We start from the raw sequence: 15,278 nt of genomic DNA on the forward strand, positions 1-15,278 counted from the left end.
ATGAGCATACCACAAAGGCAAAGGACGCCTTTCCGGTATGCTCATCTTATGCTTGTCGCCTCTGACCAAGCCGCCTCCGCTTTTGTCATTATCCAGCTCCGGCGGCTAGAGGCTCGAGGTCATAAGTCAAACATGCCAAAAAGGCAAAGGACGCCTTTCCGGCATGTTCGTCTTATGCTTGTCGCCTCTGACCAAGCCGCCTCCGCATTTGTTATCATCCAGCTCTGGCGGCTAGAGGCTCGAGGTCATAAGATGAGCATACCACAAAGGCAAAGGACGCCTTTCCGGTATGCTCGTCTTATGCTTGTCGCCTCTGACCAAGCCGCCTCCGCTTTTGTGATGTCTAGCTGCGCCTCCTAGTCCCTCGAGGTCACTTTGGAAAAATGGCATAAGGCAAAGTTCGCCTTTTGCCATTTTCCCAAAGTGCTTGTCGGACCTGACCAGTCGGCTCCACATTTCCGTGTATATTTATCTCAAACTTAGACAAACTACTCAAAGGAAAATTATCTCATTCACTTGTGAATAATGAAAGGAGGGTCTACATATAGTGGGGAGTGCATGAATTGATGGTGAGAAGGTTAGAATGGGTTAATACATGAAAGGTAGCGGACGTGAAGATTCAGTAGGGAAGAAATTAGGTATTGCGTTAAATGGGTAAGGAGGACAAGCATGATTTTGGATTATGTAAGAAGGCTTTTAATCGTATTTCTGTTAGCGATATGTGTGAGTATTATGTTTTTTACAGGAAAGATAGCGAAAGCAGAGACGAATAAGATCACGGAGGAAACGGTATCCTGGACATTTCCTGTTGAAGGGATGATAACGGATTCGTATGGGACAAGGTCTGGTAATCATAAAGGAATGGACATAGGAGGAGACATCGGCTCTCCTGTTTATTCTGTTGCAAAAGGAAAGGTGATTAGATCATATCTATCTCCAAGTTATGGACATGTGGTATTCATTAGGCATGAAAATGGATATGAAACCGTTTATGCTCATCTTGAAAGCCGGCTTGTTGAAGAGAATCAAGAAGTGGGTCAAGGTCAACAGCTTGGAAATTTAGGAAATACAGGCAGATCGACAGGAGCTCACCTGCATTTTGAGGTGCACAGGGGTGAATGGACGATTGATAAGGAGAATGCAATCGATCCCTATATGGTATTTGGACAAGGTGAGGTCGGGCAGCTTGTGTTTGCTCAGGAGAAGGATCCCTACCAGGCAGTGGGTGTTTCTGGAACAGCTGAAATCAATCATGATGTAAGCACGAAAGAAGTTCATAATAATGAAAACCTGGTAAATCATGTCGTACATAAAGGAGAAACCCTTTGGGGGATTTCTCAGAAATACAATATATCTGTAGAGGATATTAAGAGTGCCAATGGGTTAAACGAAACTAATTTGGTGGTTAATCAATCGTTAGCCATTCCTCAATCAGCTGTGAGTGGGTATGTAGTGAAACAAGGGGACACCTTATACTCCATTTCAGTCGCACAAGGAGTTGATGTGAATGACTTGGTGGCTTGGAATGGCCTGGATCTTAAGACACCAATATATCCTCAACAAGTTTTAAACATCCAATAAGGGAAGTGTAAACCTAAAAAGTACCATGTGTAAACAAAAATATTTCGAATTCGAACTGTTTTCCTTCACATAACTCCCATCATTATGTATAATGAAAATATATAAAAAAATAAAGATTCGTCTTCGGGGCAGGGTGAAATTCCCTACCGGCGGTGATGAGACATTTGTCTCTAAGCCCGCGAGCCTTCAGGGGCAGGATTTGGTGCGATTCCAAAGCCGACAGTATAGTCTGGATGGGAGAAGATGAAGGTTTATGCCAGAACGTTTAGAAAAAGGGAAGCTGAACGTTTATTCGGGTATGCCTTATCATTCTCCTAGATACACGTATCTAGGGGTTTTTTAATGCTAACTTTGGCTTGAGCTATCTTCGATATGAGATGAATCTCCTAAAGGAGAGAGGTTTATGAGAAAAATGAATACACGCACGTTTGTAACGGTTGGTATGTTAAGTGCCATATCCTATGTGTTAATGCTTTTTAACTTCCCGATTCCACCATTTCCAAAGTTTTTAATGGTAGATTTCAGTGATGTGCCTGCATTGATTGCGACAGTAACTTTAGGTCCTCTGGCAGGAATATTAGTTGAATTATTCAAGAACGTTATTGACTACATCATGACAGGAAGCGATACCGGCGTTCCGATTGGTCATGTTGCAAATTTTATGGCGGGAGTGCTTTTGATTCTTCCGACATATTATATTTATACACGTTTTCAATCTAAAAAAGGTTTGTTGATCGGACTTATCACAGGAACTGTGGTCATGAGTATCAGTATGGGAATTCTTAATTATTTTGTGTTCCTTCCTGCGTATAAATACTTCATGAATTTTGAGCTTCCTGCTGAGATTATCATTACAGGAATTGTTCCTTTCAACATTTTAAAAGGAATCCTTGTAACATCAGTCTTCATCTTACTATTTGTTCGTCTTCAAGGCTGGTTAGCAAGACAGACTGCCCTGAACAGAGCGGCATAGTGCAAATATAAATGATAAACCCCTCAATTACATTTGAGGGGTTTTCTAATGTCATTCAGCCCAAAAAGAAAAAGCTAAGGGGGAATTCCCCTTAGCTTCGGTAACAACTATTCAAATTTAAGTGAATCACCATCGAATGGCTCGTCAGCTACTTTAATGGAATCTGTAGGACAACCTTCGAATGCATCAATCATATCATCTTCTAATACGTCAGGAACTTCAACCGTCCCCTGGTTATCGTCTAATGTTACAAATGCAATACCTTCATCATCATAGTCGTAAATATCTGGAGCAGCAGCCCCACACGCTCCACATGCAATGCATGTATCTTTGTCGACGATCGTATATTTTGGCAAAGAAAAAACCTCCCGAATAATTCTATATAATTCATCATTATACACAATGTAAGTTTGTGAAAAATTACTTAATGTTTATTTTATAGAGGATTGTATAACTTTTCAATAGTTAGGTGGTTTCTTTTTATTTTTATCCTATATATGAAAAACAAAACATAGTTAAACAACAAATTCGTGGTACAATATTTGACAATAACCTACATGTTAAGGAGTAGAGAATTGACCTATCTTAATTATGTGATTTTATATTGTTTCATGCAAATAAATGGAGAGCGATCCATTTACTCTGTTTTTCATATCTTAAAAGGAAAAAAATCTTCCCAGTCGATTCAGGATGCTCATATCTTTTATTTGCAGCCGTTTTTCCTCTCTTTACCTAAGCTTACACGACCGTACTTTAATCAGAAGGTAAAGGAATTAGAGAAAGAAGGATATGTCAATGTCGATGAAAGTGGGAAAGCGATTGTGACCACTGATGGAACTGATTCTGTTAAAAAAGATTTTCAAGGTGACTCTTTTCCATCAAATATGAATGGTCTTGTCTACGGTGATCAAACGTTTCTGTTTTGGAAAAGATTAAGCCTCCTTGTTCAGGTTCTATCGAACGGGAAACAGCAGGAAACGCTCTACTTTCCTGTACAACGTAACAAAAACATACAAGAGTGGGTAAAGAGCTGTTTACGGGCGAACCCTAATATTGAAAAATTGTCTTCCGATTTGTACAAGGAGCTGTATAGCCTGTTGACCAGTCTATCTCAAAACTTAAATCCAGACATTCTCGTATCACGCTTAACGGGATACAAGGATTATGGATGGACAGAATTGCAAGTTGCTGAAAAATTGAATATGCATGAAGAAGAATTCCGCTTTCAGTTTCTTAATCTAATTCACGGTATATTATCTGAATTAGAAAGGAAGCCTTCAACTTATCCCTTATTATATTCAATTAGCTTAAAAAGTGATCAGCAGCAAAATCTGACCATTTCAACAAGCAAAACATATGAGTTGTATCAAAGGGGGCATTCAATCGAAGAAATTGCGCGTATACGTGATTTAAAGATAAATACCATTGAAGATCATGTAATTGAACTAATCTTAACTCAGAAAGAATTGGCAATAGATCCGTTCATTTCTCAGGTGGAATATGAGAATGTGCTTTTAGTTATGAAAGACGCTCGAACTAAAAGGCTAAAGCCGATAAAAGAGAAGCTTCCCCATTTATCTTATTTTCAAATTAGAGTAGCGATTGCGAAGGCAGGTGAGAACCGTGAATTTGCAACAAGAGCTTAAAGAGAGGTTTGGCTATTCTTCCTTCAGAGAAGGGCAGGAGGAAATCATTCAATCCGTTTTAAATCAACGGGATACGGTGGCGATGCTTCCGACAGGAACCGGTAAGTCGCTGTGCTATCAATTACCCGGGTATCTAAAGAAAGGACAAGTGTTAATCGTTTCTCCACTTCTCTCTTTAATGCAGGATCAAGTAGAGCAGATGAAAGTAATGGGTGAAAAACGGGTGATCGCACTGAATTCGTTTTTACCTTATATGGAAAGAAGAGCGGCCCTTGAGCAATTACACGTTTATAAATTTATATTCATATCACCGGAAATGTTAATGAGTTCGACTCTTATTCCTTTACTACAATCTTTAAACATTTCTTTATTCGTCATTGATGAAGCACATTGTATATCTCAGTGGGGTCCTGACTTCAGACCTGATTACTTAAAACTGGGGGAGCTTAAAGAGACGATTGGCAATCCGACTACCTTGGCATTAACGGCGACTGCCACTGATGAAGTAAGGAAAGACATTAAACGAGTGCTCCAAATGGAAGGCGCTGTGGAAAAAGTCTATTCAATTGATCGGGAAAATATCGGTCTGTTTGTTGATAAAGTCACGAATCATAGTGAAAAACTTGATAAGCTTTTAGACTATGTGACAACATGGGTTGGGCCAGGCATTATCTATTTCTCAAGTAAACGCATGGCAGAAGACGTTTCTTTATGGCTTGGGGAAAATGGTGTATCAGGTGTTGCTCACTATCATGGGGGAATGGAACAGGAGGATCGGATATTGATCCAACAACAATTTCTATCCAATAAGCTAAGAATCATATGTGCCACTTCTGCTTTTGGTATGGGTGTAAACAAAGAAAATATTCGATTTGTTATTCATTTTCATTTCTCTTCAAACATAGAAGCGTTTTCACAGGAAATCGGAAGAGCGGGACGAGATGGGGAAAGCAGTGTGTCTGTCGTGTTATACTCTGAACAAGACCTTTCGATCCCTCTGCAGCTTATTCAAAGTGAATTGCCTGATGATGTACAAATGCAGAGGTATGTAAAGGAAAGCAGACAGGGTCAGGCGAAGGAGATAATCGATCTGTTGCAATTGTCGGAAATTCAATATCGATTTCTTACGTATTATTCAGAGGAGCTGACTCAAGGGCAGACACTTAGTCATGATAGATTAATAGAAAAAATGAAACAAATTCGAAACAATCGTTTACAATACAAGAAGGACAAACTGCTCTCCATGATCGAGTGGTTACAGGTTGATTCCTGTAGAAGAGAGAAGCTCCTTCATTATTTTGATGAAGTTCTTCAAAAGGAGAATAGCTTCTGTTGTGATCAATGCGGTTATTCCCTTAAGGATTTCAACTGTCAGCCTTTGACTACTGACAATCAAAATCCAATGGAAACAAGATGGGAAAAAAGATTGGAAAAATTATTATTATTAGGATAAGTGGTATTCATGCAGAAACAAGGGGAAGTCATACAACAGCTCTCTAAGAAGCAGTTAACATTTCATTTGTATTTCACTCAATTTTTACTATTAACGATTGCCTTAGGATTAGGTATATTTTTATTTGGCACATGGTCCGGTTTTTGGAAACAGTTTTACTTTTCTCCGACTATTTTGACCATTGGATTAACAAGCGGTCTGATGATCGTAATCATCGACATCGTGTTGATGAAGCATTTACCCAGTAAATACTATGACGATGGTGGGGTGAATGCACGGATATTTACGGATAGAAGCATTGGAGAAATTGCATTGCTTGCATTTTTCATTAGCATCAGTGAAGAAATATTATTTAGAGGTGTGTTGCAATTTCATTTTGGCATAATCATCTCAAGTATTATATTTGCGCTAACACATTTCAGATACTGGGCTCACTGGTTTTTAATTGTCAATATTGTACTGCTTAGCTTTTGGATCGGTTTCATTTATGAACAAACAGAGAATTTATTGGTAACAATCATCATGCACTTTGTCATCGATTTCTTACTAGGTATACATATGCGTAAGAAAGGAAGACAAGGAAGTAAAGAAGGGATGTCTCATGAGTAAAGACCCATATCGAGATCAAGCAGCGAAATTAAAACAAAAGATTGAACGCGTCCCAGAGGAAGCACCTATCAAAAAAAGAGAACCTCTCCCAGCCAGAAGTGAGGTACATAGAGAGAAAAAGAAGAAAAACAAATGGAGAATGAAATATCCATTGATTAGTATGCTGCTCTTATTTTTTATTCTTTTGCCCTTGACGGTTTTTAGCATTTATTCTTATTTTGATAGCAGGAACGGTCCCCTGGTGGTCATGTCTGAAGATGTGGACGATGTGGAAGAAGTTCGCTACGACCAATCCGATAATGAAAATGAGGAGAGCTTTGTAGAGGCTGATTCCAAAGAAGAAGAGGCAGCTGTGAATGACAAAAAAGAAGAATCCTTGAATGAAGGTGCTCCCTCTATGACTGGAAAGGAACAACCAGCAAACACTGAATCTGCTTCTCCACCTGCTAAACAAGAAACAACTGAGGAAAAGCCGAAAGAAGAGGTAAAAGAAGAACCTGAGGAAGAACAGCCAACAAACAAGATCGTGTATCACACGGTCGCACCCAAGGAAACCCTTTACAGGATTGCTATGAAATACTACAATTCCCAATCAGGGGTTGAACGAATTAAGGAATGGAATAGTATTCAAAATAGTGAAATTCAGACAGGACAAGTACTGGAAATCCCATTAGATCAATAAAAGGCACTCCCCCAAAGCAATTTTGGGTGGGTGCTATTTTTTTTTTACAAAAATTCGCGATAAAATTTACATTCATTTATAAGAAGCATTACAAATCGAAAATATAATGGAGGTGACAGCACTAAAAGAGAAGGGGTTGGTTTCATGGACAGAATGCTTACGCGCTTTCGAAAAGTAGATGACTTGTTATTTTACAGAATCAATGGAAGCAAACGGTTGTATCGTTTATTCTTCGGCTATGTTACTCATTTGGGTGGAGCGAGGTTTACTGTAGCCTCCGTCCTGATCCTGTTTTTCTTGAGTCAATATTATCCACAGATGAAAAGAACGGTAATGGCCGCCATGATAACGTTATGTATCAGTCATATTATTATGTCGATCACCAAGAAATTGGTTAAACGTATCCGACCTTATCTAACATTACCTGATGCAAGGATACACGGCTATGAATTTAACGATCATTCATTTCCGTCTGGTCATTCAACCGCTATTTTTTCCATATCATTTCCTTTTATGCTTCAGTATCCAACCACAATGCTTATCCTCCTACCTTTAAGTTGGTTAGTGGGATACTCCAGAGTGGTTCTTGGAGTCCATTATCCTTCAGATGTATTGGCCGGGGCATTTCTTGCATTTGCTACGACTTTAATGGTCCTTTTGTTTATCAGATAAACGTATAGAATTTACGAATTGTAAGGTAATCATAAAGGGGGAAGAGTACATGCGAGTGGCATTGTTTTCGGATACTTACTATCCTCAAGTGAACGGGGTCGCAAGAACGTTAAAAAGATTGACGAATCACTATGAGAAAAGGGGGATTGAGTATAAGGTCTTTGTTCCTGATATTCAAGAGAAGAAAGAATCCTATCCAAATGTACATTCCTTCACAAGTTTTCCTTTTTTCTTTTATCCTGAATGCAGAACCGCTATTGCCAACCCCAAAACGATTGTAAAGCAGTTGAAAGATTTTTCACCTACACTGATTCATGTAACCACACCTCTTACAATGGGACTTTATGGGATCCGCGGTGCAAAGAAAATGAATATCCCCTTGGTTGCCTCTTACCACACCCATTTTGATCTGTATTTGAACTATTACAAAATGATGTGGGTGGCACCATTATTATGGAAATACATGAAATGGTTTTATTCACAGGCAGATCGGATTTTTGTCCCCTCAATTGAAACGAAACTTCACTTAGAAAACCAGGGTTTTACCAATTTATCCATATGGAGCAGAGGAGTGGATTGTCAAACCTATTCTCCGGAAAAGCGCAGTCCTAAACTAAGGAGGAAATTTAATAAAAACAAGAAATACACTCTTCTTTATGTGGGGCGTTTAGCTCCTGAAAAGGACTTGGACACACTCGAAAAGACGATTAAATACCTTCCTCAAACATTAAAAGATCAAGTTCAATGGGTTATCGTAGGCGATGGACCGATGAGGAATGAGCTTATGGATAAAACCAAACAAGAAGATGTACTCTTTACGGGTTATGTAACAGGCACCAAATTAGCTGAAGTGTATGCATCCTCTGACTTATTCGTCTTCCCTTCTGCTTCAGAAACGTTTGGAAATGTAGTATTAGAAGCATTTGCCTCCGGTTTGCCAGCAGTAGTGGCTGATAAAGGCGGTGTGACGAACATCGTAGAGCATAACCAAACCGGAAGAATGGCGAAAGCTCATCAATATCCTTCGTTTATTCATCATATTGAAGAGATATTAAATGAAAATCTCCTAAATGAAATGAAAAGAAATGCTCTTCAAATGGCTGAAAAACAATCCTGGGATTGCATCTTTGATCAACTCATAACGGAATTTCATGAAGTTAGCTTTTTTCGTAATGAGAATCAGATGTCAGGGTGAAGAAACCTTCCCCCCCTTCCTGATAGATGTTTGTGTAAAGGGCCTGAAAGAGGTCCTTTTTATTCTACTATTCTAATTTTATGGACAAGTTCATAAACTATAAGGGAAGGAAAGGAGAGGTGGGAATGGATTTTGGAGAATGGACAGATCAAGCCACTGGACAGATGTTACATAATTTAATAGACAAAAAACAAAAATTTGATAAAGCCAAAGCGGTACACCTTTATACCTTATGTGCAACAATGTTTGCTTCCTTCTTTTTTCTTTATTATGTGACGAAATTTGTGCTAGGCCCATATTCTTATTCATTTGCAGCGATGTTTTCTGTATTTGTATCCAGCTCTTTTCATCTATTTATCACAATGCTTCTTGTCGGACTTTTCGGTGCTACAAGAATCTTATATGAGAAAAAGGAGAAAAAGGAAAAAGAATATCATGAATTAAGGTGTGAGATCATAGATCGAAGTAAAGATTTATGGAAAGAGGATGCGTGGAAAAAAAGGCATCATGTGTATGAAAAAATGAAAAAAGAATGGGATATTAATTTATTTCATGGAAGTAAGTGAGAGTAAACTGAAGCACTATATAACGAGACCATGATGGTCTCGTTATATAATGCTTATCTAAAAAATAATAAGGCTCTTTTCGTAAAGTTTGTTGCTATCTTAAAGAAAGTAGTAGTTAATTTCCGCTATAGGATGCTCGCTTTCCGCGGGGCTGGCGGTGAGCCTCCTCGGCTTCACCTCCGGGGTCTCACCTGTCCAGCTACGGGGCTTAGGGGCTCGAGGTCATAAGCCAAGTCTGCCAAAAAGGCAAAAAGCGCCTTTTCAGCAGACTCGACTTATGCTTGTCGCCCCTGTGCAAAGCCCCTCCGCTTTTCGTACTGTCCAGCTATTCCCACACGAGTCGAGCACCTGCAGCGAGAATCAACTTTCTGAGCATGTTTCTCTAAAAGAAATAAATAAAAACAAAAACTTATAGCAAACAACTTCTTTTAAGGTGAGTAGAGGTTGATTTCCTTTTGAGGAAAAAAGAATGCTGTTATCTAGTTAGAAATTCTTTGACACCTTTTAGTTCTGTCATGAAAATCTCTTAAAGATGGTGAGGGGAACTGGGGAGACTCCGGCGGATTTTGGTCGTGCCGAGGCCCCGTTCGGCTAAGCTGAGGAGTCTCGGACGAACGCTAGCTGCAAGCGGAGCCGTTCTGCACACACTGAATTGACAGAGCCCAGGCAGACCATATGTTCAAAAACAACAATCTTTGCGAAAAGAGACAATAATAAAAAAGAATAGGCCCATTCCTTTTTTTCGAAGAAATGAGCCAAGTTTCCATGCATTAAAAGAATACCTTTTTATCTCTTTCATCCTTAAGAATTTCGACTGCTTCACGGAAGCGTTGGGAGTGGACGATTTCACGCTCCCTTAAAAACCGCAAACCATCATTCAGATCAGGATCGTCACTCATATTGATGATCCACTGATAGGTAGCCCTTGCTTTCTCTTCAGCTGCAATATCCTCATATAAATCAGCAATCGGATCACCTTTAGCGGCTATATACGCTGTAGTAAACGGCACACCCGCAGCATTGTGATAGAAGATCGCTCCATCATGATTAACATAATGAGGGTCAAGCCCAGCGTCCTTCATCTGCTGGGGAGTTGCATCTTTAATTAATTTATAAACCATTGTCGCGATCATTTCCAAGTGAGCAAATTCCTCCGTGCCAATATCCGTTAACAATCCGATGACTTTGTCAGGGATGGTATAGCGTTGATTGAGATACCTTAGGGCAGCGGCAAGTTCTCCATCAGCACCGCCGTATTGTTCAATCAGAAATTTTGCCAGTTTAGGATTGCATGTACTTACTCTGACCGGATATTGAAGTTTCTTCTCGTACACCCACATTGTCATGCACCTCCTAATTTCTTTAAACTTGCCATGGCCACGGAGCATCCTTCCAATCCCACGGGTAATTGGAGTAGCTATATCCATAGTTGGTCAAAGGACCAAATTCCTTTTCGAATTTCTTCTTAATTTGTTTTCGAGTTTTGATATACATATTATATTGAGAGATTGCATCATAATCTTCAGGGTGTGTATCAAGGTAAAGGGTAAGGTCAAGGATCACGAAATCTACGGCTTGTAACTCTTCCAGCACTTCATAATAATGGGGGGGAAGCTGTTTCATGTCAGTCTATTCTCCCTTCATCTTTTCATACGGGCTATAATAGGGATCATAAAACACTTTCCACAGAGTACCTTTTTGTAACGCTTCTTTTGGTGAATATTGTTCCAGGTTGGGAGGTTGAAACCCTAAGTAAAGATTAGGGGGCGTTGAATAGACTTTCCGGGTAATAGGCTTACACGGATCGAATGGGCTTACATATGGGTAATAAGCTTTGTAAAATTCGTGCACGATAATCCCTCCTTTAAAGAAAATCCTTCGTAACAACATATGAAATAGATAAATAGAACATGTTAATTAATTTAAATTCATAAATATGAAGGGAACTTTGTGAAAATGTTGAATACTAAAGATGTAGGATATTAATGATGAGGTGGTCAAATGTTTGTAAAAAGTGCCATGATACCGAAACACAAATGCTATGTGGTAGATGAAAATGACTCGATTGAAAAGACCCTTACAGTACTGGAACACCATAAAATTGATGGAGTGCCGGTACTCTCGAAAGAAGAATATAAAGGGGTGGCAACACGCTACAATATTTATCAGAGCTTCTTCCTTTCAGGAATGGATAAAGAAGCCTTTCTCAAGGAGAAAAAGGTTCGTGATATTATTGCCGATACCGACAAATATATAACCGACAAAGATGTTTTCGAAAATGCATTGGTCGAATTGAAGGATTCTCCGATTCTTCCAGTCGTAGGACCAGATAAAAAGTTCCTTGGATTGATTACCCGCTTTGATGTACTTGATCAATTCAGAAGTGCATTTGGGATGGATCAAAAAGGAGTGCGAATCGCCTTTTCTTCTGTGGAAACAGAAGGACGGATTGCCCGACTTGGAGATATCATCCAGCAGTACTCGGAATCAGTCATTTCCCTGGTTACCTTTGATGAAACCGATAAATTATTACGACGTATCGTTCTAAAGGTCGAAAAGAAGGACAATATGGAAAAATTCCTTCATAAGTTAGAGAAATCAGGATTTCGTATCCTGGATATTCAAGAAGATGAATAAATGACGGAAACCCTGTATGAAAAAAAATCCCTCTCATAAGATTTATGGGAGGGATTTTTTTGATCAATCATACTGTTAAGCTGCTTATCACGTTTCTATTAGGGTATCTATTCATTAAATGGTTTCCAGCGGCGGAAATGCTGAACAGCTCTGAATTCATTGTTGAGTTAGTCTTAAATCCAGTGCCATTTTTTGCGGCAATGATGGCCTTTATGGTGGGGTTAATGGTTCAAGGGAGTTTATTGAAATTCGAATTATATTCTATTCTAAGATTAATGAATGGAAAACTACATAAAGAGTTAGTCTTCATCCCATTTCATATAGGTATCATCTATTTGTTGAGCTGTTTTGGGATGTGGCAAACAATGACTTTTTCCTTCTTATCCATCTTTTATGGTATTATTTCTATAGATTTCCACCGACAAGGAGGCCACAATGCTTGAATTTAGTATGTTTTTATTAGTAGGGGGAGTCGGTCTCCTCTTTTTTATGTTATATGAAGCACGTAGAAATGTTGTGAGAATGGAAAAGGTAAAGCTACCCTGCCTTCCTCATAATATGAGCTCGATTTCCATCTTTTTTATATCTGATATACATAAGCGGGAAGTGTCGGACGGTATTATTGATGAAGTGAAAGGGAAAGTCGATTTTGTCATCATTGGCGGAGATCTTCTGGAAAAAGGAGTGCCATTTTCAAGAGTTGAACAAAATTTAGATAAACTATTGACACTTGGTCCGGTTTATTTTGTTTGGGGCAATAATGATCATGAAGTGAATATGAACAGGCTGAAGGAGATATTCAAACAAAAGGGAATCATTGAAATTGTAAATGATTCAGTAAAGGTGCCTATTCATAACGGGACGATTAACATGATCGGAGTTGACGATGCGAGTACGCAACGAGCTTCTTACTCATCTGCCCTAAAAAAAACAATACCGTATGAATTTAACATTTTAATCAGTCATGACCCGAGGCTTGTGAGGCAGGTACGAAGAGAAGAGGGGATTGACTTGATGTTGAGTGGCCATACACACGGTGGACAAATTCGATTGTTTGGATGGGGACTGTATAAAAAAGGAAGACTTGAAAAACTCCCACAGACCACCCTATTAGTAAGTAACGGCTATGGGACTACTGCGCTCCCATTACGCTTGGGAGCTCCGGCAGAGACCCATCTACTGACAATCGAAAAGAAATGAACATTTGTTGTTCATTACCTGTACAAATTTTACACAGTGTGGTTTCTCGATTATAATTTTAGAGAGAAGAGAATTACTTTGGGGGACTATTTATGAGCAATGACAAGAAATTAGAAGGTAAATACAATATAAAAGCTGTGTCCACAATCATAGGAATACAACCAGGTACATTAAGGGCATGGGAGAGAAGATATCAGATAATTGCTCCTGTCCGTAATGATTCAGGTCACCGTTTATACACAGAACAACATTTAAATATATTAAGATGGCTGGTTGAAAAGGTCAATCAGGGATTTACCATTAGTCAGGCTGTTGCGTTACTTGATAAACAAGAGCTGGAAGAAAATGAGATCACTTCCTCTGAACGAAAGGACCGTACTCAGAGCATCTCGGATGATTTGTTAAAAGCACTCTTAAGCTTTGATGAAACAAAAGCTCATGAATTAATCAACCAGTCTTTTGCTGTTTACACGATTGATAAAGTGGTGATTGATATCCTGGGCAGCTTGCTGGTTAAAATCGGAGACCTTTGGGAGAACGGGAAAATCACGACGGCCCACGAGCATTTTGCAACATCGATACTTAGATCCCGTATTGGTATCATCATGCACTCTTTTCCACACAACGGAATCTTACCTAAAGTAGTAGCAGTTTGCGGCCCGGAAGAATGGCATGAATTGGGACTGTTAATCTTTACTCTCTATGTAAGAAGAAAGGGATTTGAAGTAATATATTTAGGCTCCAGTATAAAAGAAAATGATATCGACATCGTTCTTGACGAAGTCGATCCTAAGTTTCTATTCTTCTCCTGCACCTTAAGGGAAAATGTAGACAACCTGCTGTCACTCGTTGCTTCATTAAGGAGGGAGCGGGAAGGCCTGGAAATTGGAATTGGCGGTTTTGCTGTAGACCATCTCCCAAAAGAAAAGAAAGAGGAATTTCAGGAACACATTGTCGGACAATCCAAATCTGATTGGGGACTATGGCTGAAAAGTAAATTATAATTGGATTATGCACTGTTTTCTGCCCCTTACATAGTATGGTGATAAATCGTCACACTCTAGGGGGTACGAAGATGAAGCTTGAAAGAATTTCTGACAACAAAATAAAATTTTCCATTAGTGTGGAAGAATTGGAGCAAAAAGGCTTATTTGAACAAGACCAATGGAAAGATTCCTATATGTGGCATGATCTTTTTGAAGACATGTTAGATGAAGTTCAGGGGAAGTTCGGCATTGAAACACAAATGGAAATCACCGTGGAGATTGAGTCATTTGATGATCATGAAATCTGCATGATCCTCACATTGGAGTCAGAAGATGACTTTTCAGATTGGGAAGACGAAAGTGGAATCATGAAGTCCATGAATGATCATGATGTGCTCGTTTACTTTGATGATTTCGAGGATGTACTGGACCTCCTTAAACGCATCAACGAATTGAACAAAGTGAACAATCGCCTTATACATTTAAGCATTTATTATTATGAAAAAAACTATTACTTACTTATAGAAAATCTATTGGAATCCGATAGCTTAGTCATGGAGGCTATTTGCGCTGAATACGGTCAGAAATCAAAGATTACGAAACATATCCTGATGGAGTATGGCCATGCTGTTTTAATAAATGATTCCATTGAAAAAATTTTGTTTTATTTTTGATTTTTGATCGTAGTATGTGGTACCGAATCTTCACCCCCCTTTAGATATATGTTTTACTATGATTTATAAGAAAGATATAGACATCATTTTGCACTTTTAGGGTGATTCCTGGAAGTGTTTTTTGTTATGGAGAGGGAATGTGGTGGCTGAGGGATATTGATTTATCAACTCTTATTAATATTTATCAACCGTTATTGGAATTTATCAACCTAATTTTCATTTAATCAACCGTTTTTTCAATATATCGACCGTTCTCTAAAATTCGACAAATTTTACGAGTGCGTTACATTGAACGGTTCATTCTTAACTTATGCTTGTCGGACCTGCCCAAGCCGCCTCCGCTTTTTGGTATGTCCAGCTCCGGCGGCTAGTCCCTCGAGGTCATAAGTCAAGACCACCAAAAA

18 protein-coding genes and 1 riboswitch are annotated in these 15,278 nt (G+C 39.0%); of the genes, 14 read left to right on the top strand and 4 right to left on the bottom strand.

The features are described from left to right. Positions 1 to 669: 669 nt before the first annotated feature. Positions 670 to 1,581, top strand: coding sequence for a peptidoglycan DD-metalloendopeptidase family protein (locus AC6CIB_RS23395; RefSeq protein ID WP_498284709.1), 912 nt, complete (start codon positions 670 to 672; stop codon positions 1,579 to 1,581). Between the two features lie 115 nt (positions 1,582 to 1,696). Then, a riboswitch (FMN riboswitch) is annotated at positions 1,697 to 1,830 on the top strand. A gap of 154 nt (positions 1,831 to 1,984) precedes the next feature. After that, complete coding sequence (locus tag AC6CIB_RS23400; protein ID WP_498284711.1) at positions 1,985 to 2,554, top strand: ECF transporter S component; 570 nt, start codon at positions 1,985 to 1,987, stop codon at positions 2,552 to 2,554. A 107-nt stretch (positions 2,555 to 2,661) separates the two neighbouring features. On the opposite strand, the gene AC6CIB_RS23405 is transcribed toward AC6CIB_RS23400, so the two are convergent. After that, positions 2,662 to 2,910: a ferredoxin gene (locus AC6CIB_RS23405; protein WP_113967637.1), complete on the bottom strand. Its 249-nt coding sequence runs from the start codon at positions 2,908 to 2,910 to the stop codon at positions 2,662 to 2,664. A 219-nt stretch (positions 2,911 to 3,129) separates the two neighbouring features. On the opposite strand from AC6CIB_RS23405, the gene AC6CIB_RS23410 reads away from it, so the two are divergent. The 7 genes from AC6CIB_RS23410 to AC6CIB_RS23440 all read left to right on the top strand — a co-directional run bounded on the left by AC6CIB_RS23410 (position 3,130) and on the right by AC6CIB_RS23440 (position 9,377). Further along, complete coding sequence (locus AC6CIB_RS23410; protein WP_498284713.1) at positions 3,130 to 4,200, top strand: YpbB family protein; 1,071 nt, start codon at positions 3,130 to 3,132, stop codon at positions 4,198 to 4,200. Then, a complete protein-coding gene (locus AC6CIB_RS23415) occupies positions 4,178 to 5,653 on the top strand; it encodes a RecQ family ATP-dependent DNA helicase (RefSeq protein WP_498284715.1) in 1,476 nt (491 codons plus the stop codon). The genes AC6CIB_RS23410 and AC6CIB_RS23415 overlap by 23 nt, the downstream gene beginning before the upstream one ends. Positions 5,654 to 5,662: 9 nt before the next feature. Continuing rightward, the gene (locus tag AC6CIB_RS23420) at positions 5,663 to 6,262 is read left to right on the top strand and encodes a CPBP family intramembrane glutamic endopeptidase (RefSeq protein WP_498284717.1); all 600 of its coding nucleotides are present in this window, start codon (positions 5,663 to 5,665) and stop codon (positions 6,260 to 6,262) included. Further along, positions 6,255 to 6,944 (top strand): LysM peptidoglycan-binding domain-containing protein, encoded by a 690-nt coding sequence (locus AC6CIB_RS23425; RefSeq protein ID WP_498284719.1) that lies wholly within the window; start codon positions 6,255 to 6,257, stop codon positions 6,942 to 6,944. The genes AC6CIB_RS23420 and AC6CIB_RS23425 overlap by 8 nt, the downstream gene beginning before the upstream one ends. Positions 6,945 to 7,088: 144 nt before the next feature. Then, positions 7,089 to 7,616: a phosphatase PAP2 family protein gene (locus tag AC6CIB_RS23430; protein ID WP_498284721.1), complete on the top strand. Its 528-nt coding sequence runs from the start codon at positions 7,089 to 7,091 to the stop codon at positions 7,614 to 7,616. A gap of 49 nt (positions 7,617 to 7,665) precedes the next feature. Then, positions 7,666 to 8,811: a glycosyltransferase family 4 protein gene (locus AC6CIB_RS23435; protein WP_498284723.1), complete on the top strand. Its 1,146-nt coding sequence runs from the start codon at positions 7,666 to 7,668 to the stop codon at positions 8,809 to 8,811. Between the two features lie 125 nt (positions 8,812 to 8,936). Then, on the top strand, positions 8,937 to 9,377 hold the full coding sequence (locus AC6CIB_RS23440) for a DUF2663 family protein (RefSeq protein WP_498284725.1): 441 nt from the start codon (positions 8,937 to 8,939) through the stop codon (positions 9,375 to 9,377). A gap of 770 nt (positions 9,378 to 10,147) precedes the next feature. Here AC6CIB_RS23440 and AC6CIB_RS23445 read toward each other — a convergent pair. The 3 genes from AC6CIB_RS23445 to AC6CIB_RS23455 are packed head-to-tail and all read right to left on the bottom strand — an operon-like array spanning position 10,148 to position 11,228. Further along, the gene (locus AC6CIB_RS23445; protein WP_113967645.1) at positions 10,148 to 10,717 is read right to left on the bottom strand and encodes a manganese catalase family protein; all 570 of its coding nucleotides are present in this window, start codon (positions 10,715 to 10,717) and stop codon (positions 10,148 to 10,150) included. 22 nt (positions 10,718 to 10,739) lie between these two features. Beyond that, the gene (locus tag AC6CIB_RS23450) at positions 10,740 to 11,000 is read right to left on the bottom strand and encodes a spore coat protein CotJB (RefSeq protein WP_299738050.1); all 261 of its coding nucleotides are present in this window, start codon (positions 10,998 to 11,000) and stop codon (positions 10,740 to 10,742) included. A 6-nt stretch (positions 11,001 to 11,006) separates the two neighbouring features. Beyond that, entirely contained in the window at positions 11,007 to 11,228 is a 222-nt protein-coding gene (locus AC6CIB_RS23455; protein ID WP_044340146.1) for a spore coat associated protein CotJA, read from the bottom strand. Between the two features lie 150 nt (positions 11,229 to 11,378). On the opposite strand from AC6CIB_RS23455, the gene AC6CIB_RS23460 reads away from it, so the two are divergent. The 5 genes from AC6CIB_RS23460 to AC6CIB_RS23480 all read left to right on the top strand — a co-directional run bounded on the left by AC6CIB_RS23460 (position 11,379) and on the right by AC6CIB_RS23480 (position 14,874). Beyond that, positions 11,379 to 12,014: a CBS domain-containing protein gene (locus tag AC6CIB_RS23460; RefSeq protein ID WP_498284727.1), complete on the top strand. Its 636-nt coding sequence runs from the start codon at positions 11,379 to 11,381 to the stop codon at positions 12,012 to 12,014. Positions 12,015 to 12,073: 59 nt separating this feature from the next. After that, positions 12,074 to 12,457 carry a hypothetical protein gene (locus AC6CIB_RS23465; RefSeq protein WP_498284729.1) on the top strand — a complete coding sequence of 128 codons (384 nt, stop codon included), beginning with the start codon at positions 12,074 to 12,076 and terminating at the stop codon, positions 12,455 to 12,457. Then, entirely contained in the window at positions 12,450 to 13,214 is a 765-nt protein-coding gene (locus AC6CIB_RS23470; protein WP_498284731.1) for a metallophosphoesterase, read from the top strand. The genes AC6CIB_RS23465 and AC6CIB_RS23470 overlap by 8 nt, the downstream gene beginning before the upstream one ends. A gap of 92 nt (positions 13,215 to 13,306) precedes the next feature. After that, positions 13,307 to 14,218 carry a MerR family transcriptional regulator gene (locus AC6CIB_RS23475; protein WP_498284733.1) on the top strand — a complete coding sequence of 304 codons (912 nt, stop codon included), beginning with the start codon at positions 13,307 to 13,309 and terminating at the stop codon, positions 14,216 to 14,218. Positions 14,219 to 14,289: 71 nt separating this feature from the next. After that, positions 14,290 to 14,874, top strand: a complete 585-nt coding sequence (locus tag AC6CIB_RS23480; RefSeq protein WP_498284735.1) for an adaptor protein MecA — start codon at positions 14,290 to 14,292, stop codon at positions 14,872 to 14,874. Positions 14,875 to 15,278 lie beyond the last annotated feature (404 nt).

Source organism: Rossellomorea sp. GQ25, assembly GCF_059758515.1.

Coding starts and splice junctions, on each gene's coding strand:
- AC6CIB_RS23395 (WP_498284709.1), top strand. CDS start 670: ATGATTTTGGATTATGTAAGAAGGCTTTTAATCGTATTTCTGTTAGCG.
- AC6CIB_RS23400 (WP_498284711.1), top strand. CDS start 1,985: ATGAGAAAAATGAATACACGCACGTTTGTAACGGTTGGTATGTTAAGT.
- AC6CIB_RS23420 (WP_498284717.1), top strand. CDS start 5,663: ATGCAGAAACAAGGGGAAGTCATACAACAGCTCTCTAAGAAGCAGTTA.
- AC6CIB_RS23425 (WP_498284719.1), top strand. CDS start 6,255: ATGAGTAAAGACCCATATCGAGATCAAGCAGCGAAATTAAAACAAAAG.
- AC6CIB_RS23430 (WP_498284721.1), top strand. CDS start 7,089: ATGGACAGAATGCTTACGCGCTTTCGAAAAGTAGATGACTTGTTATTT.
- AC6CIB_RS23435 (WP_498284723.1), top strand. CDS start 7,666: ATGCGAGTGGCATTGTTTTCGGATACTTACTATCCTCAAGTGAACGGG.
- AC6CIB_RS23440 (WP_498284725.1), top strand. CDS start 8,937: ATGGATTTTGGAGAATGGACAGATCAAGCCACTGGACAGATGTTACAT.
- AC6CIB_RS23445 (WP_113967645.1), bottom strand. CDS start 10,717: ATGTGGGTGTACGAGAAGAAACTTCAATATCCGGTCAGAGTAAGTACA.
- AC6CIB_RS23450 (WP_299738050.1), bottom strand. CDS start 11,000: ATGAAACAGCTTCCCCCCCATTATTATGAAGTGCTGGAAGAGTTACAA.
- AC6CIB_RS23460 (WP_498284727.1), top strand. CDS start 11,379: ATGTTTGTAAAAAGTGCCATGATACCGAAACACAAATGCTATGTGGTA.
- AC6CIB_RS23470 (WP_498284731.1), top strand. CDS start 12,450: ATGCTTGAATTTAGTATGTTTTTATTAGTAGGGGGAGTCGGTCTCCTC.
- AC6CIB_RS23475 (WP_498284733.1), top strand. CDS start 13,307: ATGAGCAATGACAAGAAATTAGAAGGTAAATACAATATAAAAGCTGTG.
- AC6CIB_RS23480 (WP_498284735.1), top strand. CDS start 14,290: ATGAAGCTTGAAAGAATTTCTGACAACAAAATAAAATTTTCCATTAGT.